Source organism: Prescottella sp. R16 (assembly GCF_030656875.1).
Classification (GTDB): Bacteria; Actinomycetota; Actinomycetes; order Mycobacteriales; family Mycobacteriaceae; genus Prescottella.
Window position 1 is genome coordinate 3610135 of record NZ_CP130943.1, and the last position, 25124, is coordinate 3635258.

Here is a 25124-nt window from a genome sequence, read left to right on the forward strand (position 1 = left end):
GGCATCCGGTGCACAATGGCCAGTGAAGGAGGTCACGAGCAGTGCGCACCCGTAGGAACCCGTCGTCCCGCATCGGCCGACGCCCCACCACCACCCGCGACCGCATCGCGTCGGCCGGCCTCGAGCTGTTCGTCACGCGCGGATTCGACGACACCAGCGTCGACGACATCGCCGAGGCCGCCGGCATCGCACGTCGCACGTTCTTCCGGTACTTCCCGTCGAAGAACGCGGTCCCGTGGGGCGACTTCGATGCCCACCTCACCGAGATGCGCACGATGCTCGCCGAGGTGCCCGACGACGTCCCCGTCCTCGACGGCCTCGTCTCGGCACTGTTGGCGTTCAACACGTTTCCGCCCGAGGTGGCGTCCGACCACCGCGAGCGGATGCGCCTGATCTTCGTGGTACCGGCCCTGCAGGCGTACTCCGTCGTCATGTACGCCGGCTGGCGTCGCGTCGTCGCCGAATACGTGGCCCGCCGACTCGGCATCCCCCCCACCGACCAGCTACCGCGCACCGTCGGCTACCTGCTGCTCGGCGTCGCGCTGGCCTCCTACGAGAGCTGGCTCGCCGACGACTCGTCCGACCTGATCGATCTGCTCACCCGCGGCAGCCACCTGCTCTACACGAGCCTGTCCGATCTGAACTCACTCGCACCGAACGAGGACCGATGACCACGACGCTCGACTCCCTCGCCCCCTGCCCGCCCGGCCGCTGGACCCACGACCACGTCACCGTCGAACGGGTCCCCTCCGGCCCGATCGAACTCGTCCGCGACGGCGACCGGCTGCACGTGCGGCACTCCCTGGGCCCCGAATCGCTGAGCGAGCGTCTCGTCGCCGAGGTGACCGCATCCATCGGCGACGCCGACTTCGGGCAGACCGAATTCGAGCTCACGATGGTCGGCCTGGTGCGCTCGACGGTGCCCGGCGCCCTCGAATCGTGGACGACGTACTACCGCAACTCGCTCGACGAACTCCAGGGCGGCACTGCCGACTTCGCCCCCATCCACGACAAGGCCGCCGAACTGGTCCGCGGCAGCGTCCTCGACCTCGGCTCGTGCTTCGGGTTCCTGCCGTTGCGTCTCGCCCGAGCCGGCGTCCCGGTGACCGCGACCGACATCCTGCCCGGCACCATGACCCTGCTCGACGCCGTCGCCCCCACCCTCGGCCTCGAACTCGACACCCTCGTGTGCGACGCCGCGCACGTCCCCGTGCCCGACGACCACGCCGACACCGTCACCGCCGTCCACCTGCTCGAGCACGTCGACCCGGCCACCGGGGCCGCCGTCGTGTCCGAGGCCCTGCGGATCGCCCGCCGGCGGGTCGTCGTCGCGGTGCCGTACGAGGACGTCGCGACGGCCTGCCACGGGCATGTACGTACATTCGACGCCGACGCCCTGCATGCTCTGGGCGCGTCCACCGGGCATCCGTTCGAGGTGTTCGACCACCACGGTGGCTGGCTCGTCCTCGAGGCCTGAGACCTCGAGTGCTCTAGCATGCTCCCGCTGATCGGGAGCCGGAACCGGAGAATTACGCTCTCCCCGGTAGCGTCGCTACGCTGCTACGCTGAAACTAGAACACGTTCTACACATGCAGGCGTGATCCACGAGAGGACCAGAGTTCGCATGACCACAATCGACGTGCCGCACAGCTCTCGATCCGCGGTGCTCACCGTGTCCGGGGTGATCGAGGAGACCCCCGACTCGCGATCGCTGGTCTTCGACGTCCCCGCGGACATGAAGAGCAAGTTCGACTACAAGCCCGGACAGTTCCTGACGCTGCGCATCCCCAGCGACCGGACCGGCTCCGTCGCCCGCTGCTACTCCCTGGCGAGCTCGCCGTTCACCGACGACGCCCCCAAGGTCACCGTCAAGCGCACCGCCGAGGGCTACGGCTCCAACTGGCTGTGCGACAACCTGAAGGCGGGCGACCAGATCGAGGTGCTGCCCCCGGCCGGCGTCTTCACCCCGAAGTCGCTCGACCACGACTTCCTGCTGTTCGGCGGCGGCAGCGGCATCACGCCCGTCATGTCGATCCTGAAGTCGGCGCTCACCCAGGGCGACGGCAAGGTCGTCCTGCTGTACGGCAACCGCGACGTCGAGTCGGTGATCTTCGCGGCCGAGCTGCGCGAGCTCGCCGCCAAGTACGCCGACCGCCTCACGATCATCCACTGGATCGAGACGGTCCAGGGCCTGCCGAGCGCGACGCAGCTCGCGACGCTCCTGGCGCCCTACACCTCGTACGAGGCGTTCATGTGTGGCCCCGGCCCGTTCATGGACACCATCCACGAGGCCCTGGCCCAGGCCGGGATGCCGCGCGCGCAGGTCCACGCCGAGGTGTTCAACTCCCTGAGCGGCGACCCGTTCGCGGACGTCGAGCTCGAGGAGGTCACCGCAGAGGAGGCCGCCGACGCTGCCACCGTCGAGATCGAACTGGACGGCGAGACGCACAACCTCAGCTGGCCGCGGAAGCAGACGCTCGTCGACGTCATGCTGTCGAAGGGCCTCGACGTGCCCTACTCCTGCCAGGAAGGCGAGTGCGGCTCGTGTGCCTGCACCGTCCTCGAGGGCAAGGTCGAAATGGAGCACTCCGGTGTCCTCGACCAGGAGGACATCGACAACGGGTACATCCTGGGCTGCCAGGCCCGTCCCGTCAGCGACACCCTCAAGATCGAGTTCTGACGCTTCTCCCTTCTCGCGCTGTGGCCGCATGTCACACGCGTTCGGTCGAACCGAACGCGTGTGACATGCGGCCACAGGCGTGTCCGGCCCCGAGTCGTTTCCGCGTCCCGATCTGCACGCATCCGTGACCGGAGTGCAATCCGGACAATATTGATCGATCGGTCGGTCAGGGTGACACTGAAGCCGGGAGGGGACTTCTCCTCGAGGAGGCGCGCCATGAAGGCTTCAACTCGTTGGCAGGACTACGCGGCCGTGATCATCGGCGCCTTCGCGGCGCTGTCCCCGCTGTGGCTGTCCACGAACACCGGCGCCCGCTGGTCACTGATCGTGCTCGGTGTGCTGGTCGCACTGTCCGGTCTGGTGCACATGGCCCGTCCCGGCCTGGCCGCAGCGGACTATGCGATGGGTGTGCTCGGTGTCCTGATGTTCATCTCGCCGTGGGTGATGAACTTCCACGCGATGACATCGGCGGCGTGGACGGCGTGGGTCGTCGGCGCCCTGACCGTCGTGGTCTCCGCGATCGGCCTGCCCGCCCTGAACGCCCGCATGCACGGCCACGGTGGTGTCGCCGCGCACTGATGCGCGGGCGGCGATCCTCGATGCGGCCGAGGACCTCATCGCCGCACGCGGATTCGACGCCACGTCCACCGCCGCCGTCGCGGCGGCGGCGGACGTCCCGAAAGCCCTGGTCTTCTACTATTTCCCCACCAAACCCGACATTCTCACCGCGCTCGTCACCGAGCGGCTGCCGGCCGTACCGATCGACGACGTCGCCCCGCTCGTGGCACCCGGTGATCCGGCGACGAGCCTGGTGAATCTCGACGACGCCCTCACCGCCCGCGACCGGCACGCCCGCGCGATGCAGGTGATCCTGTGCCGGGAAGCCGGAACCCACCCCGACGTCCGTGCCCATCTCCGCCGCTTCCGGACCGGTCTGCGCGACGCGACCGTGCGGATCCTGCAGGCCAGCACCGTCGCACCCATCCGTCCGGGAACCCTGCGGGACTGCGCCGACGCGTGGGTCGCCGTCATGGTGGCGATCACCGGAACCCGCACCCGTGACCGAGAGGAGATCGGGGCCGTCGCCCGCGTCGTCGCCGCCGGCATGGCCCAGCTGGGATGACAGCCCAACCGGGACGACAGCCCAGCAAGGACGACGCGGACGGGCCGGAACGGTTCAGCGGGACGGCGCCGCGAGCAACAACCGTCCGGCGTCGAACCGGGCCGCACCCACCGGCAACTCCCCCCGCGTCCCACTGAGCAGGACCTCGACCGTGCCGCTGCCGGTCGTGTCGCGGCCCAGCGCGTCGATACGTCGCAACGTCTGCGCCGCAACCGCCTCCGCACTGTCGAACAACAGCACCCCCGCCGGCAACCGCGCCGCGATCTCGTCGGCCATCAGCGGGTAGTGCGTACATCCGAGCACGACCCCGGTGACGTGGTCCGGGGTGCGGGCCGCCGCGGACGCGATGGCATCCACCGCCGCCTCCGTATCGCCGCGATCGATGGCGTCCGCCAATCCGTGGCACGCGACACCGACGACCGAACTGCCGTTCGCGAACCGCTCGACCAGCCCCGCCTGATAGGCACTCGCCGTGGTGGCCGCCGTCGCCCAGATCGCCACCGAATCACACATCGCGGCCGCCGGTTTGATCGCCGGAACGGTGCCGATCACGGGAATCCCGGGGCCGAGATCCGCCCGCACGTGCTCGAGCGCGGTGACGCTCGCGGTGTTGCACGGCAGCACCACCACCTCGGCGCCCCGGGCCACAGCCCGGCGCGCGGTGCCGACGACCCGGTCGATCACCCACTGCGGATCCCGCGGACCCCACGGCGCGCCGTCCGGGTCCAGCAACAGCATCAGATCCAGATCGGGCCGCAACCGGCGCAGCCACGCGGACGTCGGGAGCAGTCCCAGACCCGAGTCGATGAGCGCAACGATCACCCGACAAATCTAGCCCGCCCGGACGGCCGCCTCCGACGCAGGTGGATCAGGCCGGGGCCAGCAGATCCGCGACCGGCACCTCCGCCGCGACCTTCGCCCGCATCTTCATCACCGCACCCGCCGACCCCAGCCCGACGACCGCCGTCAGCGCCCCGCCCCGCGAGTAGTAGACGACGAACTTGCGGCCGTCGTCCTTGACCACGTGCACGTCGTCGGACGCCGACACCGTGCCGAGTGCCTGGATCTTCATGCCGTACTGGTCGCTCCAGAAGTACGGGACCTGCGCGGGCGCCTCCGGATCCCCGGTCCCGGTGAGCGCCCCGGCGAGGATCTTCGCCTGGTCCCCGGCATTGCTCCAGTGCTCGACCCGCTTGTGCCCGCCGACCGTGTGCCGCCACGCCGCGACGTCACCGATCGCCCACACGTGCGGGTCCCCGGTCCGCCCGACCTCGTCGCACAGCACACCGTTCTCGACGGCGACCCCGGATCCGTCGAGCCACTCGGTGACCGGCACCGAGCCGATCCCGATCGCCACCACGTCCACCGAGAGTTCCGTGCCGTCGGACAGGACGGCCGTGCGCACCCGATCGTCCCCGGACAGCGACGCCAGTCCGACACCGGCCCGCACGTCGACGCCCTCCTCGGCGTGCAGCCGCCCGACCAGCGCCCCGACCTGCTCTCCCAGCACCGATGCGAGCGGTGCCGGCTGCGGCTCCACGAGGACGACGTCGAGACCGAGCGCCCGCATGCTCGCCGCGAGCTCGCAGCCGATGAAACCGGCACCCACGACCAGCGCCCGGGCACCCGGGCGCAGGTCGGCGCGCAGCGCACGGGACTCGTCCACCGACCGCAGCACGTGCACGCCCGCGAGATCCGGCAGACCCGGGATCCGGCGGGGCCGCAGCCCGGTCGCGACGATCAGATCGCCGTACGCGATCTCGCTGCCGTCGGCCAGCAGCAGCACCTTCCGCTCCCGGTCCAGACCGGTCGCGGCGGTTCCGAGCCGCAGGTCGACGCGCTGCTCGTCGTAGAACTCCTGCGGGCGCAGCGTCGTGTCGTCGTTCTCGCCGCGGACGACGTCCTTCGACAGCGGCGGCCGGTCGTACGGCAGATGCGTTTCGTCACCGACCAGGACCAGGCCGTCGTCGTACCCCGACTGCCGCAGTTCCTCGATCGCACGGACGGCGGCGAGCCCGGCCCCGACGATCACGACCGGCCCGTCGGCCCCTGCACGATTGCTCATTACCGTCCACCCTCCGTCACTCGGCGCCCTCGCACGAGCCACGCCACAACTGGAACATGTTCTACCAAAGTTCCGGGGTTCGCCGATAGCCCCTCGTCCACGGTGCGGCGGACCGACGGCGACGCCGCGAACTCACTAGAGTTGACCACGGACCGGCGTCGACGCTGGTGCGGTGCCGAACGAGGAGCAGCGATGGCGACAGATCCCGAACGAATCCGATTCGGGGCGAGCGCGTCCCACGACCTGGTCGACACGCACGGCAAGACGATCATCGCCGACGCCGTGGTCGCCAAGATCGCCGGAATCGCCACCCGCGAGGTCAGCGGAGTCCACGACGTCGGCGGCGGCACGGCCCGCGCTGTCGGCGCCCTGCGCGACCGTATCCCCGGCGCCCGCGTCAACCACGGGCAGGGCATCGCCGTCGAGGTCGGCGAGAAACAGGCCGCGATCGACATCGGCATCGTCGCCGAATACGGTGTCGCCCTGCACGAACTGGCCGCCGGGATCCGCCGCAACGTCATCGCCGCCGTCGAGACCATGACCGGACTCGAGGTCACCGAAGTGAACATCACCGTCTTCGACGTCGTCCTCCTCGACGAGGAACCGGGCGCCGACACCGAGACGCGGCCCCGGGTCCAGTGACCGCACCGGCACCCGGAACCGACATCGACCGCGCAGCCGCGGCCGTATCCGCCGTGCCCGGCGTGACCGGCCTGCACGGCGGCGAATTCGGTACCGTCGCCACCTATCTGCCCGGACGGCGCATCACCGGCCTCCGCGTCGACGACGGCCACTGCGACGTCCACGTGACCGTCCGCTACCCCGTCGACCTGTTCGCGACCGCCGACCGGATCCGCACCGCCGTCCACGCGATCCTCGGCATCCCCGTCGACGTCACCATCGAAGACGTCACCATCGAAGACGTCACCACCGACCAGCACGACAAGGAGAGCCTGCCATGACCAGCACCAGCATGGGACTGCTCGCGGGCCTGCTCCTGGCACTCGCCGGGATCCTCGGCGGCTTCAGCGGATTCGTCTTCGCCGTCCTCCTCGGCGCCGTCGGCATGGCGATCGGAGCCCACCGCGACGGCCACCTCGACCTCGGCGCCATCCTGCGGTCCCGCGGCCGTGGCTGACGACCCCGGCGACCGCGGCCGACTCGTCGTCAAGGACCGCGCGATCGCGAAGATCGCCACCACCACGGCACTGCAGGTGCCCGGCGTCGTCCCGCACGGCAGCAGCCTCACCCGGTTCACCGGACGCGACCTGCCCCGCGCCGACATCTCCGCCGGCAGCCACTCCGTCGCCGTCAACCTGTACCTCGGTGTGCAGTGGCCGTGCGACGTCGCCGAACTGACCCGGCGCGTCCACGGCGACGTCGCCGAACGCGTCGAACACCTCGCGGGACTCCCCCTGCACCGCCTCGGCGTGTACGTCGCCGGCACCGTGCCCACCCCGTCCGACGACGCCACCACCGGCCCGGCCCCCGTCGCCTCCGAGACCGTCGTCGCGCCCCGCCCGCCCACCGCCGCACCGGCCGCCGTCCCCGCAGCCGTCGTGCTCGCCGTCGGACTGCTCGCACTCGCCGGTGCCGTCGGCCGGGAACTGCTCATCGTCCGCGGCACCATCTCCGGGGCCCCGTGGATCCGCAACAGTGTCGAATGGGTGGCGCGCCTGCACTGGGAACAATGGCTCCTCCCCGCAGCCCTCGCAGCCCTGACCGTCGGCGTCCTGCTCGTCCTCCTGGCCCTCGCGCCACGCACTCGCACCCACGTCCCCACCCGGCGCCGGCCCTCTGACTCCGCATCGACCGTCTGGCTGCGGCCCGTCGACATCGCCCGCCTGTGCAGTGCACGCGCCGGAACCCTCGCCGGCGTGCACACCGCCCACACCACCGTCGACCGGCGGCGCGCGAACGTCCACGTCACCACAGTGCCCGACGGGTCCCCACCCGGCCTCGAGGCTGCGGTGGCCGACGCCGTCACCGACACCCTGACCGTCCTCGACCGGCCCCTGCGGGTGAAGGTGACGACGCGTCGCGCACGGAGCACACCGTGAAACGCGGACCCGCAGCCCTGAACCGGATCCTCGTCCTCGTCGTCGGGCTCGCCCTCGCCGCCGTCGGCGCCGCCGCCCTCGCCTGGGACCGGGACGTCACCGCCGTGCGGGACGCCGTCGGCCGCGTCGACCGGGAGCGGGTCACCGCGCTCCCCGACCAGTCCTGGTGGACGTGGGCGCTGGGCGCCACTCTCGCCGTCTGTGTCGTACTGGGTGTCACCGTGCTCGCCGTCGATCTGATCCGCCGCCGCGTCGCCGCCGGCACGATGCTCGAAACCGGCACCGGCACCCCCGTCGCGATCGACCTCGGCGCCGTCGCCACCGGGGTCGCCGTCGAACTCGAACGATTCCCCGGAGTCCGGCGCACCCGCGGACGCGCCCTCTCCGACCGCGGCCTCGCCACCGTCCAGATCACCGTCGACGCCGACCCGTACGCCGACGTCCCGGCGCTGATCGCGGCCGCCGAACGGATCGCTGCCACGACCACCACCGCGCTCGGTGGCGCCGACGTCACCGACGTCGCCGTGCGGGTGCTCCTGCATCTCGACCCGGCCGGTCAGGTGCCGCCGCCCGCCCGCGAGGACTGACGCTCGGCGGTCAGGGAGCAGCGTCGGGGCGGACGAACTCCGGCTGGTCCAGCACCCGCAGCCAGCTGCCGTCCGGCTGCCGGCGCACCACCTGCGCCCGTGCCCCGGACCCGTCCCGCGGCGGCGTCGAGGTCAGGGCCAGATCACCGCTGACGAGCGTCGGCAGCGGCGGCTCGGGCTCGAAGCGCGGAGCATGCGCGAGCACCTGCGCCCACATGTCCCGGATCGCGGCCCGTCCGACGGTGACCGATCCCGGCGGGTAGGCCACGACCGCATCCTCCGCATACAGGGCCGCCACTCCGTCGGCGTCCCCCGCGTTGGAACGTTCGACGAACAACCGGGTGAGGTCCTCGGGGGTCATCGCCTTCTGCCGCTCGAGCGGTGCCGTGTCGTGCTGTGTCATGTCCGGGTTCCTTTCCTCGAAGTGCTACCACTCCAGGATCGAACGCCCACAGCCAGAAGTCCAACAGTTGGTTATTGTCGAAGCTAGAATTAAAAGTTATGGAACTGCGTCAGCTCGCCTACTTCGTCGCGGTCGCCGAAGAAGCCAACTTCACCCGCGCCGCGGCCCGCGTCCATATCAGCCAATCCGGGATCAGCGCCCAGATCCGACAGCTCGAGAACGAACTGGGCACACCCCTGTTCGAGCGGGCCGCCCGCTCCGCCACACTCACCGTCGCCGGGAAGGCCGCCCTGCCGCACGCCCGCGCCGCACTCGCCGCGGCACGATCCGTCCACGAGGCCGTGGACGAGGTCAATCAACTGGTCCGCGGACAGCTGTCGGTGGGCATGGTCACCGCCTGCACCGTGACCCCGCTGTTCGACGCCCTCGCCGCCTGCCGGCGCGCCCATCCGGGCATCGGCGTCGACCTCGTCGAAGACAGCTCGGACGTCCTGCTCGAGCAGGTCCGGACGGGACACCTCGACGTCGCACTCGTCGGGCTCGCGGGTGGGCCGCCGACGGACCTGGAGGCCCTGACGATCGTGTCCGAACGGATCGCGGCCCTCGTCGCCCCCGGCCACCCGCTGGCGACGTCGGCACCGGCATCCCTGGCCGACGTGTGCACACATCCCCTGATCTGCATGCCCGTCGGCACCGGTGTCCGCACCGCGCTCGACCGGGAATGCGCCGCATCCGGTGTCGTGGGCGAGATCGTCATGCAGGCCAGCGCCCCGGACGCGGTGGCCGACCTGGCGGGACGCGGACTGGGCGTCGCGATCCTCAGTACGTCGATGGCGGACGCCTATCCGCATCTCGTCCCGGTCCCCATCGTCGACGCCGCCGTCGACGCCGTCCTCGCCCTGGTGTGGAAACCGGCGCCGTCCCCGGCGCTGCGCGAGTTCCTCCGACACGCCCACCGCACATTCCGGTAGGGCCACGACGACGGCCCCGAAACGCCGAACGGCGCCCACTCCCGAAGGAGTGGACGCCATTCGCGTCAGTGAGAACTAGCTCACTTGATGATCTTCGTGACGCGACCGGCGCCGACGGTGCGGCCACCCTCACGGATCGCGAAGCGCAGGCCCTCGTCCATGGCGACCGGCTGGATCAGCACGACGGACATCTCGGTGTTGTCACCGGGCATGACCATCTCGGTGCCCTCGGGGAGGGTCACAACGCCCGTCACGTCAGTCGTACGGAAGTAGAACTGCGGACGGTAGTTGTTGAAGAACGGCGTGTGACGGCCGCCCTCGTCCTTGGACAGGATGTACGCCTGGCCCTCGAACTCGGTGTGCGGGGTCGTGGTGCCGGGCTTGACGACAACCTGGCCACGCTCGACGTCCTCGCGCTTGATGCCGCGCACCAGCAGACCGACGTTGTCGCCGGCCTGGCCCTGGTCGAGCAGCTTGCGGAACATCTCGATGCCGGTGACCGTGGTCTTGGTGACGTCGGGACGGATACCGACGATCTCGACCTCTTCGTTGACGTTGATCACGCCACGCTCGATGCGGCCGGTGACGACGGTGCCACGACCGGTGATCGTGAAGACGTCCTCGACGGGCATGAGGAACGGCTTCTCGGTCTCACGGACCGGGTCCGGGATCGACTCGTCGACAGCAGCCATCAGCTTCTGCACCGACTCGACCCACTTCGGGTCACCCTCGAGCGCCTTCAGCGCCGAGATCGGGACGACCGGAGCGTTCTCGTCGAACTCCTGGCCGGCCAGCAGCTCGCGGACCTCCATCTCGACGAGCTCGAGGATTTCCTCGTCGTCGACCATGTCGGCCTTGTTCAGGGCGACGAGGATGTAGGGCACGCCGACCTGGCGAGCGAGCAGCACGTGCTCGCGGGTCTGCGGCATCGGGCCGTCGGTGGCGGCCACGACCAGGATCGCGCCGTCCATCTGGGCAGCACCGGTGATCATGTTCTTGATGTAGTCGGCGTGACCCGGAGCGTCGACGTGAGCGTAGTGACGCTTCTCCGTCTGGTACTCGACGTGGGAGATGTTGATCGTGATACCACGAGCCTTCTCCTCCGGCGCCTTGTCGATCTGATCGAAAGCGAAGCTCTCGTTCAGGTCGGGGTACTGGTCGGCCAGCACCTTGGTGATCGCAGCCGTCGTGGTGGTCTTGCCGTGGTCGACGTGACCGATGGTGCCGATGTTCACGTGCGGCTTGGTCCGCTCGAACTTCGCCTTCGCCACTGGTGTCCTCCTGGACTGATTGTGCTTGCGGTATGCAGCAGTGCGGTTGTTATTACGTGGTCGTGCTAGCGGTCGACGAGACCGAGGTTACTCGCCGGTCGCCTTGGCGATGATCTCCTTCGAGACGTTCGAGGGAACCTCTGCGTAGGAGTCGAACACCATGGAGAAGTTCGCCCGGCCCTGGGTCTTCGACCGCAGATCACCGATGTAGCCGAACATCTCCGAGAGCGGAACCAGCGCCTTCACGACACGGGCACCACTGCGTTCCTCCATGGCCTGGATCTGGCCACGGCGGGAGTTGAGGTCGCCGATCACGTCACCCATGTAGTCCTCGGGGGTGGTGACCTCGACAGCCATGAGGGGCTCGAGAATGACCGGGCCGGCCTTGCGGGCAGCTTCCTTGAGCGCCTGCGAACCGGCGACCTTGAAGGCCATTTCCGAGGAGTCGACGTCGTGGTATGCGCCGTCGAGCAGGGTCAGCTTCATGTTCACGAGCGGGTAGCCGGCGAGAACACCGTACTGCATCGCGTCCTGGGCACCGGCATCGACCGACGGGATGTATTCGCGCGGAACGCGACCACCGGTGACCTTGTTCTCGAACGCGTAGGACTCGCCTTCCTCGCCGACGTACGGCTCGAGGGCGATGATGACCTTCGCGAACTGGCCCGAGCCACCCGTCTGCTTCTTGTGGGTGAACTCGTGCTTGTCGACGGTCTTGGTGATCGTCTCACGGTACGCAACCTGCGGCTTGCCGACGTTGGCCTCGACCTTGAACTCGCGACGCATACGGTCGACGAGGATGTCGAGGTGCAGCTCGCCCATGCCGCCGATGACGGTCTGGCCGGTCTCTTCGTCCAGCTCGACCGAGAAGGTCGGGTCCTCTTCCGCGAGCTTCTGGATCGCGGTGCCCAGCTTCTCCTGGTCGGACTTGGTCTTGGGCTCGATCGAGACCTGGATGACCGGGTCCGGGAACGTCATCGACTCGAGGACGATCGGGGCGTCCTGCGCGCACAGGGTGTCACCGGTCGTGGTGTCCTTCAGGCCGATCATCGCGTAGATGTGGCCGGCCACGGCCTCGTCGACCGGGTTCTCCTTGTTGGCATGCATCTGGAAGAGCTTGCCGATGCGCTCCTTCTTGCCCTTCGTGGCGTTGAGCACCTGGGTGCCCGACTCGACACGTCCCGAGTAGACGCGCACGAAGGTGAGCTTGCCGAAGAACGGGTGCGCAGCAATCTTGAAGGCCAGAGCCGAGAACGGCTCGTCCTTGCTCGGCTTGCGGGTGAGGTCGGTCTCCTCGTCGTTCAGCTTGTGACCGTGAACCTCGCCGATGTCCAGCGGGGTCGGCAGGTAGTCGATGACCGCGTCGAGCATGGGCTGGATGCCCTTGTTCTTGAACGCGGTGCCACACAGCACCGGGTACAGCTCGGAGTTGACCGTCATCTTGCGGATGGCGCCCTTGATCTCCTCGACCGTGAGCTCCTCGCCGCCGAAGTACTTCTCCATGAGAGCTTCGTCGGACTCGGCAACGGTCTCGAGCAGCTTCTCGCGGTACTCGGCAGCCTTGTCGGCCAGCTCCGCGGGGATCTCCTCGATCGTCGCGTCGGTGCCGATCTCGGTGACGCCACGCCAGGTCAGCGCGCGCATCTCGACGAGGTCGACGACGCCGTCGAAGGCATCCTCGGAACCGATCGGCAGCTGCAGGACCAGCGGCTTCGCACCGAGGCGGTCGATGATGGTCTGCACGGTGAAGTAGAAGTCCGCGCCCATCTTGTCCATCTTGTTGACGAAGCAGATGCGCGGAACGTCGTACTTGGCAGCCTGGCGCCAGACCTGCTCGGACTGGGGCTCGACGCCTTCCTTACCGTCGAACACCGCGACGGCACCGTCGAGCACGCGGAGCGAACGCTCGACCTCGACCGTGAAGTCGACGTGGCCGGGGGTGTCGATGATGTTGATCTGGTTGTTGTTCCAGAAACAGGTCACAGCAGCGGAGGTGATGGTGATACCACGCTCCTTCTCCTGCTCCATCCAGTCCGTCGTGGACGCACCGTCGTGGGTCTCACCGATCTTGTAGTTCACACCGGTGTAGAAGAGGATGCGCTCGGTGGTGGTGGTCTTGCCGGCATCGATGTGCGCCATGATGCCGATGTTGCGGACCTTGTTCAGGTCGGTCAGCACTTCCTGTGCCACAGGATTCTTCCCCGCTCGTCGATCGTGTCGGCCCTTCTGGGGCCACGTCTCTTGTTACTTGTCCAGCCGGCCCGCGGACGGGACCGACACAGTAGTGACAACGCCAGGCCGAGAGGGTTCGTGCCCGTAGGCTCTCTCGGCCCGGCGTGGTATCACCAGCGGTAGTGCGCGAACGCCTTGTTGGCTTCAGCCATCTTGTGGGTGTCCTCGCGACGCTTCACGGAAGCGCCCAGGCCGTTGCTCGCGTCCAGAAGCTCGTTGGCGAGACGCTCGACCATGGTCTTCTCACGACGTGCGCGCGAGAAGGTCACCAGCCAGCGCAGGGCCAGCGTGGTGGAACGGCCCGGACGAACCTCGACCGGAACCTGGTAGGTGGCGCCACCGACACGACGGCTGCGGACCTCGAGGGCCGGCTTGACGTTGTCGAGTGCACGCTTGAGGGTGACGACCGGATCGGTGCCGGTCTTCTCGCGAGCCTGCTCGAGGGCACCGTAGACGATGCGCTCGGCGGTGGACTTCTTGCCGTCCATCAGGATCTTGTTCACGAGCTGGGTCACCAGCGGCGAACCGTAGACCGGATCGGCAACCAGGGGGCGCTTGGGAGCGGGGCCCTTACGTGGCATTAGCTCTTCTCCTTCTTGGCGCCGTAGCGGCTGCGAGCCTGCTTGCGGTTCTTGACACCCTGGGTGTCGAGCGAGCCGCGGATGATCTTGTAGCGCACACCCGGGAGGTCCTTCACACGACCACCGCGGACGAGCACCATCGAGTGCTCCTGCAGGTTGTGGCCCTCACCCGGGATGTAAGCGGTGACCTCGACGGAGCTGGTCAGGCGCACACGGGCGACCTTCCGCAGCGCGGAGTTCGGCTTCTTCGGGGTGGTGGTGTACACGCGGGTGCACACGCCACGGCGCTGCGGGCTGCCCTTCAGGGCCGCGGTCTTGACCTTGGCGGCCTTGTCGCGGCGGCCCTTACGGACCAGCTGGTTGATGGTTGGCATGTATCGGCTTTCTTCGTCGGTTCCAGTTCTGCTCGGCCGAGCAATCCTGGCTGTTCTGAAATTAGGGATCCATCGGTTGGGGCAAGAAAGCTGCTGCCCCGCACCCCCTCGCGTGCACACGAGGTCGGGCGTGTCGCGCACCCCTACACAGGCAACCGGATGCTCGCACCTGCGGAAACTGGCCGGAAACCGACCGGAATGCCACAGCAACACGCGCACGCCAATGCCTCGCATAGGCACACATATCGGCCCGAGCATGCAGAAGTAATGCCTGCGTAGCGACCCCTGCGGTCGGACACGACCCCCGACGATACCCGGCCGCTCCTGGCCAGGTCAAAGTGAGCTGCGCAGCATCACGTGCAGGTCACGCCGTGTGATTCGGGATCGGATCGGCCGACAGGGACCCGAGGGCCACGTCGAGCTGGGCGGCCCAGCAGCGCACGATCTCGGCACGCCGGCGCGAGTCGTCGGTGAGCACGTCGGCGAGACCGAGCCCGCGCGCGAAGTCCAGGGTGGCCTGCACGAGCCGTCGGACACCGGGATCCGAGTCGTCGACGCCGAGGCTCTCGACGGCGGCGCGGTGCGCGACACGACCGAACCGCTCCTCGAGCGGCAACACCCGCGCCCGCAGCGCCGGATCCGCAGCCGCCGCCGTCCACACCTGTAGCGCCGCCTTGAAAAGGCTGCCGGTGTAGTAGTCGACGAGCCTGGCGACCACGGCCTCCGTACGCGCCTCCCCACCCGGCAGCTCGGTGACCTCGCGACGCGCCTGCTCCATGCGGCCGTCGAACATGAACTCGAGCGCGGCGGTGATGAGGTCTTCCCGGGTCGGGAAGTGGTGTTGCGCCGCACCTCGCGAGACGCCGGCCCGCTGCGCGACCACCGCCACCGTCGTAGCCGACCACCCGAACTCGGCCAGGCAGTCGACCGTCGCCTCGAGCAGCCGGTGCCGCGTCAACCGGCTCCGATCCTGTTGCGGTGCGCGCATTCCACATCCTCCCGCGGGGCTCCCTCGCCGTTATTCCCCCGACCTCGGGAACTTAGGGTAACCTTCATCACAGTTCCATTGCGAATCAGCGTCGAACCCACTACTAATTCTCTCAGGGAAAGGGTTGCCTTCCCTTCCCTTACCACCACGAATCAAGGAGTAATCATGGGTTCCGCTGAGGTCCTGCCCTACGTCAAGTTCTTCTCCGATCTCGCCAGCAACGTCAGCGGCTCGCTCAAGGCTGCCGTGTTCTTCACCGGTTCGCTCGAGGAGCTCGGCGCGCTGGGCCAGGGCCAGGCGTAACCCAAGCATCCCGACGAGGGCGGTGACCGTGACGGTCACCGCCCTCGTTGCGTCTCATGCCCCGGTCTCCCACGAGGGCGGCCGCTTCTGCAGGAACGCCGTCATGCCCTCGACCGCCTCAGGGGATCCGAACAGGCGGGCGGACTGGGCCGCGAGATCGTCGGCCCAGCGATCGAAGTCGGCGAGCATCCGCATCGTGGTGAGTTTCTTCGATTCGGCGAGTCCCTGCGGGGAACATGCTCGCAGGGTCGCGGCCAGGTCGTCGATCGCCTTCTTCGTGTCGGGAACGGCCTCACTGATCAGGCCGATCGCCTCCGCTTCGTGGGGTCCGAACTTCTCCCCCGTGAGAAAGTAGCGTCCGGCAGCTCGGGACGTGAGCCGCGGAATCACCGTGAGCGAGATGATCGATGCCGCCAACCCGAGCCGGGCCTCGGTGAGCGCGAACGTGGTGTCGGGTCCGGCCACGACGATGTCGCACGCGCCGACCAAGCCCATACCGCCGGCGCGGACGTGGCCGTCGAGGCATCCGATCACCGGCTTCGGCAGTTCGACGATCGATCGCAGCAGTTCGGTCGTCCGGGCCGTGCGCTGCGCGGCGAGTTCCTGCGGGGTGGCGTCGGCGGCCGCACTCGCCTCCGTCAGGTCGGCTCCGGCGCAGAACGTGCCGCCGGTATGGGTGAGGACGACGGCGCGGACAGCGGCGTCGGCGGCGGCGTCCGACAGGCACTGCCGCAGCTCGTCGACGAGCCGGGTCGAGATCGCGTTGCGGTTGTGCGGCGAGTCCAGGACCACGGTGGCGAGAGCATCCGCAACCTCGTAACGGACGAGACGATCGGTCACGGGTGTCCTCCTAGTACGACTTGGGCAGGCCCAGCGAATGCTGGGAGACGAAGTTGAGGATCATCTCGCGGCTGACGGGTGCGACACGGGCGATACGGGCCGCACCGAGCATCGCGGCCAGGCCGTATTCGCGGGTGAGTCCACCACCGCCGTGGGTCTGGATCGCCTGGTCGAGGGTCTTGATGCTGGCCTCGGCGGCCGCGTACTTGGCCATGTTGGCGGCCTCGGCGGCCCCGAAGTCGTCGCCGCTGTCGTAGAGGACCGCGGCCTTCTGCATCATCAGTTTGGCGAGCTCGAGTTCGATCTTGCACTGCGCCAACGGGTGGGCCAGGCCCTGATGCGCACCGATCGGGGTCGTCCACACGGTGCGTTCCTTCGCGAACTGCACCCCCTTGTCGAGCGCCCAGCGCCCCATTCCGATCGCCATCGCGGCACCGAGGATGCGTTCGGGGTTGAGGCCCGCGAACAGTTGCATCAGCGCCGCGTCCTCCGATCCGACGAGGGCGTCCGCCGGCAGCCGGACGTCGTCGAGGAACAGCGTGAACTGGTGGTCCGGTTCGACGATGTCCATCTCCATCGGTGTCGCGACGAGATTCTCGGTGTCGGTCGGCACGATGAACAGGGCCGGCTTCAGCTTTCCGGTCCGGTGGTCCTCGGTGCGGGCGACGATCAGGACCGCGTCGGCCTGGTCGACACCGGAGATGTAGACCTTGTTGCCACGCAGGAGCCAGTCGTCACCGTCCCTTCTCGCGGTGGTGGTGATCCGGTGCGAGTTGGATCCGGCATCGGGTTCGGTGATCCCGAACGCCATGATCTTCGACCCGTCGGCGAGCGCCGTCAGCCACTCCTGTTTCTGGGCGTCGGTGCCGTACTTGCCGATGATGGTGCCGCAGATCGCCGGGGAGACGACGACGAGCAGCAGTCCGGCACCCTGCGCGGCGAGTTCCTCCTGGACGAGGGCGAGCTCGTAGATACCTGCTCCCCCACCCCCGTATTCCTCGGGGAGATTGACCCCGAGGAATCCGAGCTTTCCTGCCTCGGCCCACAATTCGGTGAGCGGTTCACCTCTGCACGCCTTGGGCAGGACGTAATCGACGTAGTTGTAGCGTTGCGCGAGGGTGGACACCGCGGACCGCAGCGCCTTCTGCTCGTCGGTCTCGATGAAGCTGCTCATGCGGACTCCTCTCGGGATGCTTCTGTTCCGGTCGTATCCGGGTCGACGACGGCCAGGACGGCCCCGACGTCGACCTGTCGGCCGACCTCGACGGACAGGTCGGTGAGCACGCCCGAGACAGGGGCCCGGACGGCGTGTTCCATCTTCATGGCCTCGAGCCACAGGACCGGCTGTCCGGCCTCGACCCGGTCCCCTGGCGCGGCACCGAGCCGGATCACCGCACCGGGCATCGGCGCCAGCAGCGACCCTTCGGCGACGGCCGTCGACGGGTCGGTGAACCGCGGAAGGGCGGTGAGCGTGACGGGGCCGAGCGGTGAATCGACGCACACGGTCTCGCCGTAGCGGGCGACGTCGAAACGGCGTCGGACGCCGTCGATGTCGAGGACGACGTGGTCCGGTGCCGAGTCGACGAGAGTGACGTTCTCGTATCCGTCGGCGTGCATCCCGGACCGGGTGAGCAGGTAGCGGACGTCGTGGTCACCGTGGATTCCGTTGTACTGCTTGGACTGTGGCTGCGACGGCAGATTCCGCCACCCGCTCGGCAGTCCCCGGTTCACCGGTGCCGCGGCCCGGTTGGCGGCGGCGTCGGCGAGGGCGGCGGCGAGCGCGGACAGCGCTTCGGCATCCGTGTCGGCGAGCGGCCGGGCGAGTACGCCCAGGCCGTGGGTGTCGAAGAACGCGGTGTCGGTGTCCCCGGCGAGGAACGCGGGATGACGCAGGACACCCACGAGCAGGTCCCGGTTGGTGGTCAGGCCGTGCAGGCGCATCCGGGTCAGTGCGGACGCCAGCACCTGCGCAGCCTGCGCGCGGGTCGGCGCGTACGAGATCACCTTCGCGAGCATCGGATCGTAGAAGACGCTGACGACCGAGCCGTCCTCGACACCGGAGTCGAGTCGCACTCCGGTCCGGTCGAGGATCTCGAATTCTGCCGTGGTGCCGGGGAGTTCGATGTGCTCGACGGTGCCGCTCTGCGGACGCCAGTTGTGCGCGGGGTCCTCGGCGTAGAGCCGGACCTCGATCGAATGACCGCGGGCCTCCGGGGGTTCGGGTGGCAGCTGCGCACCGGACGCCACCTGCAGCTGCAACTCGACGAGATCGAGACCGGTGGTGCACTCGGTGACCGGATGCTCCACCTGCAGGCGGGTGTTCATCTCGAGGAAATAGAATTCGACCTCCTCGCCTGCGTCGTCCCCCGTCGCTTCGCTCGCCCTGGCCAGGAACTCGACCGTGCCCGCACCCTCGTACCCGATCGCCGTGGCGGCGAGTTCGGCGGCGCGGAAGAGCTCGTCCCGCATTCCCGGAGTCCGCTGGACGAGCGGCGACGGGGCCTCCTCGACCACCTTCTGGTGCCGGCGCTGGATGGAGCATTCGCGTTCGCCGATCGCCCACACGGTGCCGTGGCCGTCGGCCATCACCTGCACCTCGATGTGGCGTCCGGTCTCGAGGTAGCGCTCGCAGAACACCGTCGGATCACCGAACGCGGACCGGGCTTCGCGGCGGGCGGCCTCGATCTCCCCGGCCAGCGCCGACAGTTCCCGTACGACGCGCATACCGCGTCCGCCACCACCGGCGGACGCCTTCACCAGCACCGGCAGGTCCGCTTCGGTGACCGCGTCCGGATCGAGTTCGGCGAGGACCGGGACACCGGCGTCGGCCATGATGCGTTTGGACTCGACCTTGGAGCCCATCAGTTCGATCGCCTTGGCGGGCGGACCGATCCAGGTGAGTCCGGCGTCCTGCACGGCGCGCGCGAAATCGGCGTTCTCGGAGAGGAATCCGTAACCGGGATGGATCGCGTCGGCACCGGACGCCTGCGCGGCGGCGACGATCCGCTCGATCTGCAGGTAGGTGTCCGCGGGTGTCGCCCCGGGGAGCCGGACCGCTGCGTCCGCGGCGGCGACGTGCGGGGCGCCGGCGTCGGGATCGGAGAAGACGGCGACCGTGCCGACCCCGGTGCGCCGGCACGTCGCGAAGACGCGACGGGCGATCTCACCGCGGTTGGCGACCAGAACGGAGTGGATCATGTTCGTACTCATTTCCCGGTGCCTCACATCCGGAAGACACCGAAGTTGGCGGTGCCCTCGATCGGGGCGGTGGCAATGGCCGACAGGCACATTCCCACCACCGTGCGGGTGTCGCGGGGGTCGATGACGCCGTCGTCGTAGAGCATCCCGGACAGGAACGTCGGCAGCGACTCGGCTTCGATCTGGTTCTCGATCATGGCGCGCATGCCGGCGTCGGCCTCGGGGTCGAACGCCTGCCCGCGGGCCTCGGCGGCGGCGCGGCCGACGATGGAGACGACACCGGCGAGCTGGGCTCCGCCCATGACAGCGGATCTGGAGCTGGGCCACGCGAACAGGAACCGGGGATCGAACGCGCGCCCGCACATGCCGTAGTGGCCGGCGCCGTACGAGGCGCCGAGCAGGATCGAGATGTGCGGGACGGTGGAGTTGGAGACGGCGTTGATCATCATCGACCCGTGTTTGATGATGCCGCCCTCCTCGTATTCCTTGCCCACCATGTAGCCGGTGGTGTTGTGCAGGAACAGCAACGGCGTGTTCGACCGGTTGGCGAGCTGGATGAACTGGGTGGCCTTCTGCGATTCCTCGCTGAACAGCACGCCGCGGGCGTTGGCGAGGATGCCGATCGGATAGCCGTGCAGTTCGGCCCATCCGGTGACGAGCGAGCTGCCGTACAGCGGTTTGAACTCGTCGAAGTCGGAGCCGTCGACGATGCGGGCGATCACCTCCCGCGGATCGAACGGGATCTTCAGGTCTGCGGGCACGATGCCGAGCAGATCCTCGGAGTCGTAGAGCGGTTCGATCACGTCGGCGCGCGGAGCCGGCCCCTGTTTGCGCCAGTTCAGCCGGGCGACGATGCTGCGGCCGATACGGATGGCGTCCGGCTCGTCCTGCGCGAAGTAGTCGGCCAGGCCCGATGTGCGGGCGTGCATCTCGGCGCCGCCGAGGGATTCGTCGTCGGACTCCTCGCCGGTGGCCATCTTCACCAGGGGCGGGCCGGCGAGGAACACCTTGGACCGTTCCTTGATCATCACGACGTGGTCGGACATTCCTGGAATGTAGGCGCCGCCGGCGGTGGAGTTGCCGAACACCAGTGCGATGGTGGGGATTCCGGCCGCGGAGAGCCGGGTGAGGTCGCGGAACATGCGTCCGCCGGGAACGAACACCTCCTTCTGGGTGGGCAGGTCCGCGCCACCGGACTCGACGAGGGAGATCACCGGCAGCCGGTTGGCAACCGCGATGTCGTTGGCGCGGAAGCCCTTCTTCAGGGTCCACGGATTCGACGTGCCGCCGCGGACCGTCGGGTCGTTCGCGACGATCAGGCATTCGACGCCGCTGACCGTGCCGATGCCGACGATCGTGGACGCCCCGACCGGGAACTGGCTGCCCCATGCGGCGAGCGGGGACAGTTCCAGGAACGGCGAATCCGGGTCGAGGAGCAGTTCGATGCGTTCGCGGGCCAGGAGCTTGCCCCGCGCGTGGTGCCGTTCGACGTACTTCTCTCCGCCGCCGGCCAGGGCTTTCGCATGTTCGGTCTCGAGTTCGGCGAGCTTGGTGGTCATCGTCTCGGCCGCCGACACGTACTCCGGGGAGGCGGTGTCGAGAGTGGATCGCAGGATCGTCACGCGTGGTACCCCAATCGCTTGGCGGCCAGGGCGGTCAGGATCTCCGTGGTCCCGCCGCCGATTCCCAGGATGCGCATGTCGCGGTACTGCCTTTCCACCTCGGATTCGCTCATGTAGCCCATGCCGCCGAACAACTGCACGGCCTGGTTCGCGACCCATTCCCCGGCCTCGACGGCGGTGTTCTTCGCGAAGCACACCTCGGCGACGAAGTCCTCGTCGGAGGTGAGCGACCGTTCGACGAGGCTGCGGGTGTAGACGCGGGCGACGTCGGTGCGGCGGGCCATCTCCGCGAGGGTGTTCTGGACGGCCTGCCGGGAGATGAGCGGCCGGCCGAACGTGTCGCGGTCACGGCACCACTGCACGGTGAGGTCGAGGCAGCGCTGCGCGCTCGCGTACGCCTGCGCGGCCAGCGCGATACGTTCGGTGAGGAACGCCTGCGCGATCTGCGCGAAGCCCGAATTCTCCACGCCCACCAGGTTTCCCACGGGGACACGGGCGTCGACGAACGACAGTTCGGCGGTGTCCGACGCCCGCCAGCCCATCTTGTCGAGTTTGCGGGCCACCTCGAATCCGGGTGTGCCCTTCTCGATCACGAGCAGCGAGACCCCGCCCGCTCCGCTGCCGCCGGTGCGGACCGCGGTGACCACGAAGTCGGCGCGCACCGCGGACGTGATGAACGTCTTGGATCCGTTCACGACGTAGTGGTCGCCGTCGCGGACGGCGGTGGTGCGCAGGTGCCCGACGTCGGAGCCGCCGCCGGGTTCGGTGATGGCGAGGGAGCCGATCTTCTCACCGGCGAGGGTGGGCCGCACCCACTTTTCGATCTGGGCCGGGTCACCGGCCGCGACGAGGTGCGGCAGCGCGATCCCACACGTGAACAGGGAGGCGAACAGGCCGCCGGACGCGCCGGCCTGGTGCATCTCCTCGCAGATGACGACGGCGTCGACGAGATCCCCGCCCTCGCCGCCGACCTGCTCGGGGAAGCCGGCGCCGAGCAGACCCAGTGCCGCGGCCCTGCGGTGCAGTTCGCGGGGGAGTTCACCGGCGCGTTCCCAGTCGCCGAGGTGCGGCAGGATGTCCTGCTCGACGAACGCGCGGACGGTCTTGCGGAGTTGTTGTCGTTCCGGGGTGTCCCACACGGTCATGCGTGGCCCTCCTCGAGTTGGTCGGAGTAGATGGGCACGAGTGCCACCGGGATCTCGAGATGCCGGGACCGCAGCCATTCGCCGAGTCCCTTGGCCTGCGGATCGAAGCGGGCCTGGGAGGCGACGCCGCGACCGAGGATGCCTTCGACGACGAAGTTGACGGCGCGCAGGTTGGGCAGCACGTGCCGGGTGACGGTGAGGTGTTCCGTCTCGGGCAGGAGTCGTTTCAGTTCGTCGACGGTGAGGGTGTGGACCAGCCAGCGCCAGGCGTCGTCGGTGCGCACCCACACCCCGATGTTGGCGTTGCCGCCCTTGTCACCGCTGCGGGCCGCCGCGATCGTCCCGAGCGGCGCACTCACCGTCTCGGATTCCGGAAGTGGCTCCGGCAGAGCAGGCTCCGGCAGATCCTCGAGTGATCGCGTCTCGGTACTCGGCGCGATGTCGGCGCGGGTACCGTCGGGCCGGACCGCGACGTGCGGAACCTCGCCGGCGTCGACGTATCCGGGGGTGAACACCGCGTACGGCTGGCCGTGCGACGGCGGCGCGGTGAGTGTGAAACCCGGGTAGCTGGCGAGGGCGAGTTCCACGGCGACCGACGAGAAGGCCCGCCCCACGACGTCCTGGTCGGTGTCGCGGACGGTGCACCGCAGCAGTGCGCTCGCGGTCTCCTCGGTGGCGGCGTCCGGGTGGTCGGTGCGGGCCAGTGTCCAGTCCAGCTCCGCAGGCTTGACATGCAGCCACGAATCCAGCTGTCGCCGCACGAGTTCCGCCTTGGCGTCGATGTCGAGTCCGGTGAGCACGAATGTGACCTCGTTGCGGAACCCGGCGAGCGCGTTGAGCGACACCTTGTACTGCGGCGGCGGCGCCTCCCCGCGCACCCCGCCGATCCGGACCCGGTCGGGGCCGTCACCGGACAGGGCGATCGTGTCCATGCGCGCGGTGACGTCCGGGTTCGCGTAGCGGCCGCCGGTGATCTCGTACAGCAACTGCGCGGTGACGGTGTCGACGGTGACCGCTCCCCCGGTGCCCGCGTGTTTGGTGATCACCGACGTCCCGTCGGCGTGGATCTCGGCGATCGGGAATCCGGGGCGGGTGAGGTCGCCGATCTCGGTGAACCACGAGAAGTTGCCGCCGGTGGCCTGGGTGCCGCATTCGATGACGTGTCCCGCGACGACCGCACCGGCCAGTCGGTCGAAATCTTCACGGCCCCAGCCGAAGTGGGCTGCGGCCGGACCGACGATGACGGAGGCGTCGGTGACGCGGCCGGTGACGACGACGTCCGCGCCGGCGTGCAGGCAGTCGACGATGCCCCACGCGCCCAGGTAGGCGTTCGCGGTGAGCGGTGTGATATCGCGGTCGAGGCCGAGTTCGGCGGCGCGGGTGATGAGGTCGTCGCCCTCGACATGCGCAATCGTCGCGTGCAGGCCGAGCCTGTCGCTGACCTCGCGCAGCGCGTCGGCGAGCCCGGCCGGGTTGAGGCCGCCCGCGTTGGCGACGATCTTCACCCCCTTCTCGAGGGCGAGTCCGAGACAGTCCTCGGCTTGACGCAGAAAGGTTTTCGCGTAACCGCGGGACGGGTCCTTCAACCGGTCGCGGCCGAGGATGAGCATCGTCAGCTCGGCGAGGTAGTCGCCGGTGAGGTAGTCGAGGTCGCCGCCGGTGAGCATCTCCCGCATCGCCGAGAGCCGGTCGCCGTAGAAGCCGGAGCAGTTGCCGATCCGCACCGGGGCTGTCCGATCTGTCATCGGCCTGCCTCCGTCGTAGTGGTGGTGGCCCGCCCGGCGCCGGGCAGGCCCGCGAACGCCTGCGCGATGTCGAGCCAGCGGTCGGCGTCGGCACCGGCCGCGGTGAGCGCGGTGTCGCTGCGGTGGATGCGCTGGGTGACGAGCAGGCAGAAGTCCTCGGCCGGGCCGGTCACCGACTGGGCGGCATCGTCCGGCCCGAAGGTCCACACGGATCCGTCGGGCACGGTGAGCACGACACGCACGTCCTCCGTGGGATGGGGCAGCTGGTGGACGTCGAACGCGAAGTTGCGGGTACGGACGCCCAGCCGTGCGATGTGCCTCAGGCGTGCCGTCGGTGCGGGGCGGGCCCCGAGTGCGTCGGCGACGTCGCGGCCGTGTGCCCATGTCTCCATCAGCCGGGCCGTGGCCATCGAGGCTGCACTCATCGGCGGCCCGAACCACGGAATTTTGGTGCCCGGCGGAACGTCGCGCAGAACGTCGGCGAGCCGCGAGCGTCCGGCACGCCAGTCGGCGAGCAGGTCTCGGGCCGGCCGGGCCGCCTCGGCGTCGGCCCCCTCGTCGACGAAGCCGGCCGGGTTCTTCCACGCCTCGGCCACCTGCGCGGCGAACGCGTCGGTGTCGGTCGCCGCCAGCAGTGACGCCCGATCGGTCCAGTGCAGGTGCCCGATCTGGTGGGCGATCGTCCACCCGGACGCCGGTGTCGGCGCCGCCCACTGTTCGTCCGTCAGGTCCGCGACCAGCGCGTCGAGCACATCGCCCTCCGCGCACAGGTCGCCGACTATCTCGTTCAGGTCCGCCACACAGCCCTCCTCGAATGCTGAGACGAGCATCACAGGTGAACGGATAAGAATCAAGCATGAATGATTGTTTGTGGGGTGTGTCGGGGTGACAGGCGATCGAGAACGGCCCCGGGGACCGCAGTCGTACTGCGGTCCC

27 protein-coding genes are annotated in these 25124 nt (G+C 68.9%); 12 read left to right on the plus strand and 15 right to left on the minus strand.

All coding sequences use genetic code 11. The features are described from left to right. Positions 1–41 precede the first annotated feature (41 nt). From mftR to Q5696_RS16840, 5 genes are all read left to right on the plus strand, one after another. On the plus strand, positions 42–671 hold the full coding sequence (gene mftR, locus Q5696_RS16820) for a mycofactocin system transcriptional regulator MftR (protein ID WP_305092407.1): 630 nt from the start codon (positions 42–44) through the stop codon (positions 669–671). Continuing rightward, the gene (gene mftM, locus Q5696_RS16825) at positions 668–1477 is read left to right on the plus strand and encodes a mycofactocin oligosaccharide methyltransferase MftM (RefSeq protein WP_305092408.1); all 810 of its coding nucleotides are present in this window, start codon (positions 668–670) and stop codon (positions 1475–1477) included. The genes mftR and mftM overlap by 4 nt, the downstream gene beginning before the upstream one ends. Positions 1478–1624: 147 nt before the next feature. Next, a complete protein-coding gene (locus Q5696_RS16830) occupies positions 1625–2680 on the plus strand; it encodes a ferredoxin--NADP reductase (protein ID WP_305092409.1) in 1056 nt (351 codons plus the stop codon). A 216-nt stretch (positions 2681–2896) separates the two neighbouring features. After that, a complete protein-coding gene (locus Q5696_RS16835) occupies positions 2897–3259 on the plus strand; it encodes an SPW repeat protein (protein ID WP_305092410.1) in 363 nt (120 codons plus the stop codon). Beyond that, positions 3243–3803 carry a TetR/AcrR family transcriptional regulator gene (locus tag Q5696_RS16840; protein ID WP_305092411.1) on the plus strand — a complete coding sequence of 187 codons (561 nt, stop codon included), beginning with the start codon at positions 3243–3245 and terminating at the stop codon, positions 3801–3803. The genes Q5696_RS16835 and Q5696_RS16840 overlap by 17 nt, the downstream gene beginning before the upstream one ends. Positions 3804–3857: 54 nt before the next feature. Here Q5696_RS16840 and Q5696_RS16845 read toward each other — a convergent pair whose 3' ends face one another. Together Q5696_RS16845 and Q5696_RS16850 are read right to left on the minus strand one after the other, a co-directional pair. Further along, positions 3858–4625: a glutamate racemase gene (locus Q5696_RS16845; protein ID WP_305092412.1), complete on the minus strand. Its 768-nt coding sequence runs from the start codon at positions 4623–4625 to the stop codon at positions 3858–3860. Positions 4626–4671: 46 nt separating this feature from the next. Next, entirely contained in the window at positions 4672–5868 is a 1197-nt protein-coding gene (locus tag Q5696_RS16850) for an NAD(P)/FAD-dependent oxidoreductase (RefSeq protein ID WP_305092414.1), read from the minus strand. A 192-nt stretch (positions 5869–6060) separates the two neighbouring features. On the opposite strand from Q5696_RS16850, the gene Q5696_RS16855 reads away from it, so the two are divergent. Genes Q5696_RS16855 through Q5696_RS16875 form a run of 5 tightly spaced genes read left to right on the plus strand, consistent with a single transcriptional unit; the run spans position 6061 to position 8515 of the window. Then, positions 6061–6510 carry an Asp23/Gls24 family envelope stress response protein gene (locus Q5696_RS16855; RefSeq protein WP_305092415.1) on the plus strand — a complete coding sequence of 150 codons (450 nt, stop codon included), beginning with the start codon at positions 6061–6063 and terminating at the stop codon, positions 6508–6510. Beyond that, complete coding sequence (locus Q5696_RS16860) at positions 6507–6830, plus strand: Asp23/Gls24 family envelope stress response protein (RefSeq protein ID WP_305092416.1); 324 nt, start codon at positions 6507–6509, stop codon at positions 6828–6830. Before Q5696_RS16855 ends, Q5696_RS16860 begins: the two co-directional genes overlap by 4 nt. After that, the gene (locus Q5696_RS16865; RefSeq protein ID WP_137724939.1) at positions 6827–7006 is read left to right on the plus strand and encodes a DUF2273 domain-containing protein; all 180 of its coding nucleotides are present in this window, start codon (positions 6827–6829) and stop codon (positions 7004–7006) included. The genes Q5696_RS16860 and Q5696_RS16865 overlap by 4 nt, the downstream gene beginning before the upstream one ends. Beyond that, entirely contained in the window at positions 6999–7928 is a 930-nt protein-coding gene (locus tag Q5696_RS16870; RefSeq protein ID WP_305092417.1) for a DUF6286 domain-containing Asp23/Gls24 family envelope stress response protein, read from the plus strand. Before Q5696_RS16865 ends, Q5696_RS16870 begins: the two co-directional genes overlap by 8 nt. Next, positions 7925–8515, plus strand: coding sequence for an Asp23/Gls24 family envelope stress response protein (locus Q5696_RS16875; protein WP_305092418.1), 591 nt, complete (start codon positions 7925–7927; stop codon positions 8513–8515). The genes Q5696_RS16870 and Q5696_RS16875 overlap by 4 nt, the downstream gene beginning before the upstream one ends. Before the next feature lie 10 nt (positions 8516–8525). Here the strand turns inward: Q5696_RS16875 and Q5696_RS16880 are convergent, their stop codons facing one another. Continuing rightward, on the minus strand, positions 8526–8918 hold the full coding sequence (locus tag Q5696_RS16880; protein ID WP_305092419.1) for a YybH family protein: 393 nt from the start codon (positions 8916–8918) through the stop codon (positions 8526–8528). Positions 8919–9016: 98 nt separating this feature from the next. On the opposite strand from Q5696_RS16880, the gene Q5696_RS16885 reads away from it, so the two are divergent. After that, positions 9017–9889, plus strand: coding sequence for a LysR family transcriptional regulator (locus tag Q5696_RS16885; RefSeq protein WP_305092420.1), 873 nt, complete (start codon positions 9017–9019; stop codon positions 9887–9889). 80 nt (positions 9890–9969) lie between these two features. On the opposite strand, the gene tuf is transcribed toward Q5696_RS16885, so the two are convergent. From tuf to Q5696_RS16910, 5 genes are all read right to left on the minus strand, one after another. Then, entirely contained in the window at positions 9970–11160 is a 1191-nt protein-coding gene (gene tuf, locus Q5696_RS16890; RefSeq protein WP_305092421.1) for an elongation factor Tu, read from the minus strand. 87 nt (positions 11161–11247) lie between these two features. Beyond that, a complete protein-coding gene (gene fusA, locus Q5696_RS16895; protein ID WP_305092422.1) occupies positions 11248–13350 on the minus strand; it encodes an elongation factor G in 2103 nt (700 codons plus the stop codon). Positions 13351–13502: 152 nt separating this feature from the next. Then, positions 13503–13973: a 30S ribosomal protein S7 gene (gene rpsG / locus Q5696_RS16900; protein ID WP_305092423.1), complete on the minus strand. Its 471-nt coding sequence runs from the start codon at positions 13971–13973 to the stop codon at positions 13503–13505. Further along, entirely contained in the window at positions 13973–14347 is a 375-nt protein-coding gene (gene rpsL, locus Q5696_RS16905) for a 30S ribosomal protein S12 (protein WP_127915634.1), read from the minus strand. The genes rpsG and rpsL overlap by 1 nt, the downstream gene beginning before the upstream one ends. 364 nt (positions 14348–14711) lie before the next feature. Further along, on the minus strand, positions 14712–15335 hold the full coding sequence (locus tag Q5696_RS16910) for a TetR/AcrR family transcriptional regulator (protein WP_305092424.1): 624 nt from the start codon (positions 15333–15335) through the stop codon (positions 14712–14714). A gap of 165 nt (positions 15336–15500) precedes the next feature. Here Q5696_RS16910 and Q5696_RS16915 point away from each other — a divergent pair, with 165 nt between their 5' ends. Beyond that, a complete protein-coding gene (locus Q5696_RS16915; protein ID WP_305092425.1) occupies positions 15501–15638 on the plus strand; it encodes a hypothetical protein in 138 nt (45 codons plus the stop codon). Positions 15639–15692: 54 nt separating this feature from the next. On the opposite strand, the gene Q5696_RS16920 is transcribed toward Q5696_RS16915, so the two are convergent. From Q5696_RS16920 to Q5696_RS16950, 7 genes are read right to left on the minus strand one after another with little or no spacing between them, the layout of a single operon-like run. Next, on the minus strand, positions 15693–16478 hold the full coding sequence (locus Q5696_RS16920) for an enoyl-CoA hydratase family protein (RefSeq protein ID WP_305092426.1): 786 nt from the start codon (positions 16476–16478) through the stop codon (positions 15693–15695). Positions 16479–16488: 10 nt separating this feature from the next. Next, a complete protein-coding gene (locus Q5696_RS16925) occupies positions 16489–17652 on the minus strand; it encodes an acyl-CoA dehydrogenase family protein (RefSeq protein WP_305092427.1) in 1164 nt (387 codons plus the stop codon). Further along, positions 17649–19676 carry an acetyl/propionyl/methylcrotonyl-CoA carboxylase subunit alpha gene (locus Q5696_RS16930; RefSeq protein WP_305092428.1) on the minus strand — a complete coding sequence of 676 codons (2028 nt, stop codon included), beginning with the start codon at positions 19674–19676 and terminating at the stop codon, positions 17649–17651. Before Q5696_RS16930 ends, Q5696_RS16925 begins: the two co-directional genes overlap by 4 nt. A gap of 23 nt (positions 19677–19699) precedes the next feature. Then, positions 19700–21298, minus strand: coding sequence for an acyl-CoA carboxylase subunit beta (locus Q5696_RS16935; RefSeq protein ID WP_305092429.1), 1599 nt, complete (start codon positions 21296–21298; stop codon positions 19700–19702). Next, positions 21295–22443, minus strand: coding sequence for an acyl-CoA dehydrogenase family protein (locus Q5696_RS16940; protein ID WP_305092430.1), 1149 nt, complete (start codon positions 22441–22443; stop codon positions 21295–21297). The genes Q5696_RS16935 and Q5696_RS16940 overlap by 4 nt, the downstream gene beginning before the upstream one ends. Continuing rightward, the gene (locus tag Q5696_RS16945) at positions 22440–24188 is read right to left on the minus strand and encodes an acyclic terpene utilization AtuA family protein (RefSeq protein WP_305092431.1); all 1749 of its coding nucleotides are present in this window, start codon (positions 24186–24188) and stop codon (positions 22440–22442) included. Before Q5696_RS16945 ends, Q5696_RS16940 begins: the two co-directional genes overlap by 4 nt. After that, positions 24185–25018 carry a TIGR03084 family metal-binding protein gene (locus tag Q5696_RS16950; protein ID WP_370654813.1) on the minus strand — a complete coding sequence of 278 codons (834 nt, stop codon included), beginning with the start codon at positions 25016–25018 and terminating at the stop codon, positions 24185–24187. Before Q5696_RS16950 ends, Q5696_RS16945 begins: the two co-directional genes overlap by 4 nt. Between the last annotated feature and the right edge of the window lie 106 nt (positions 25019–25124).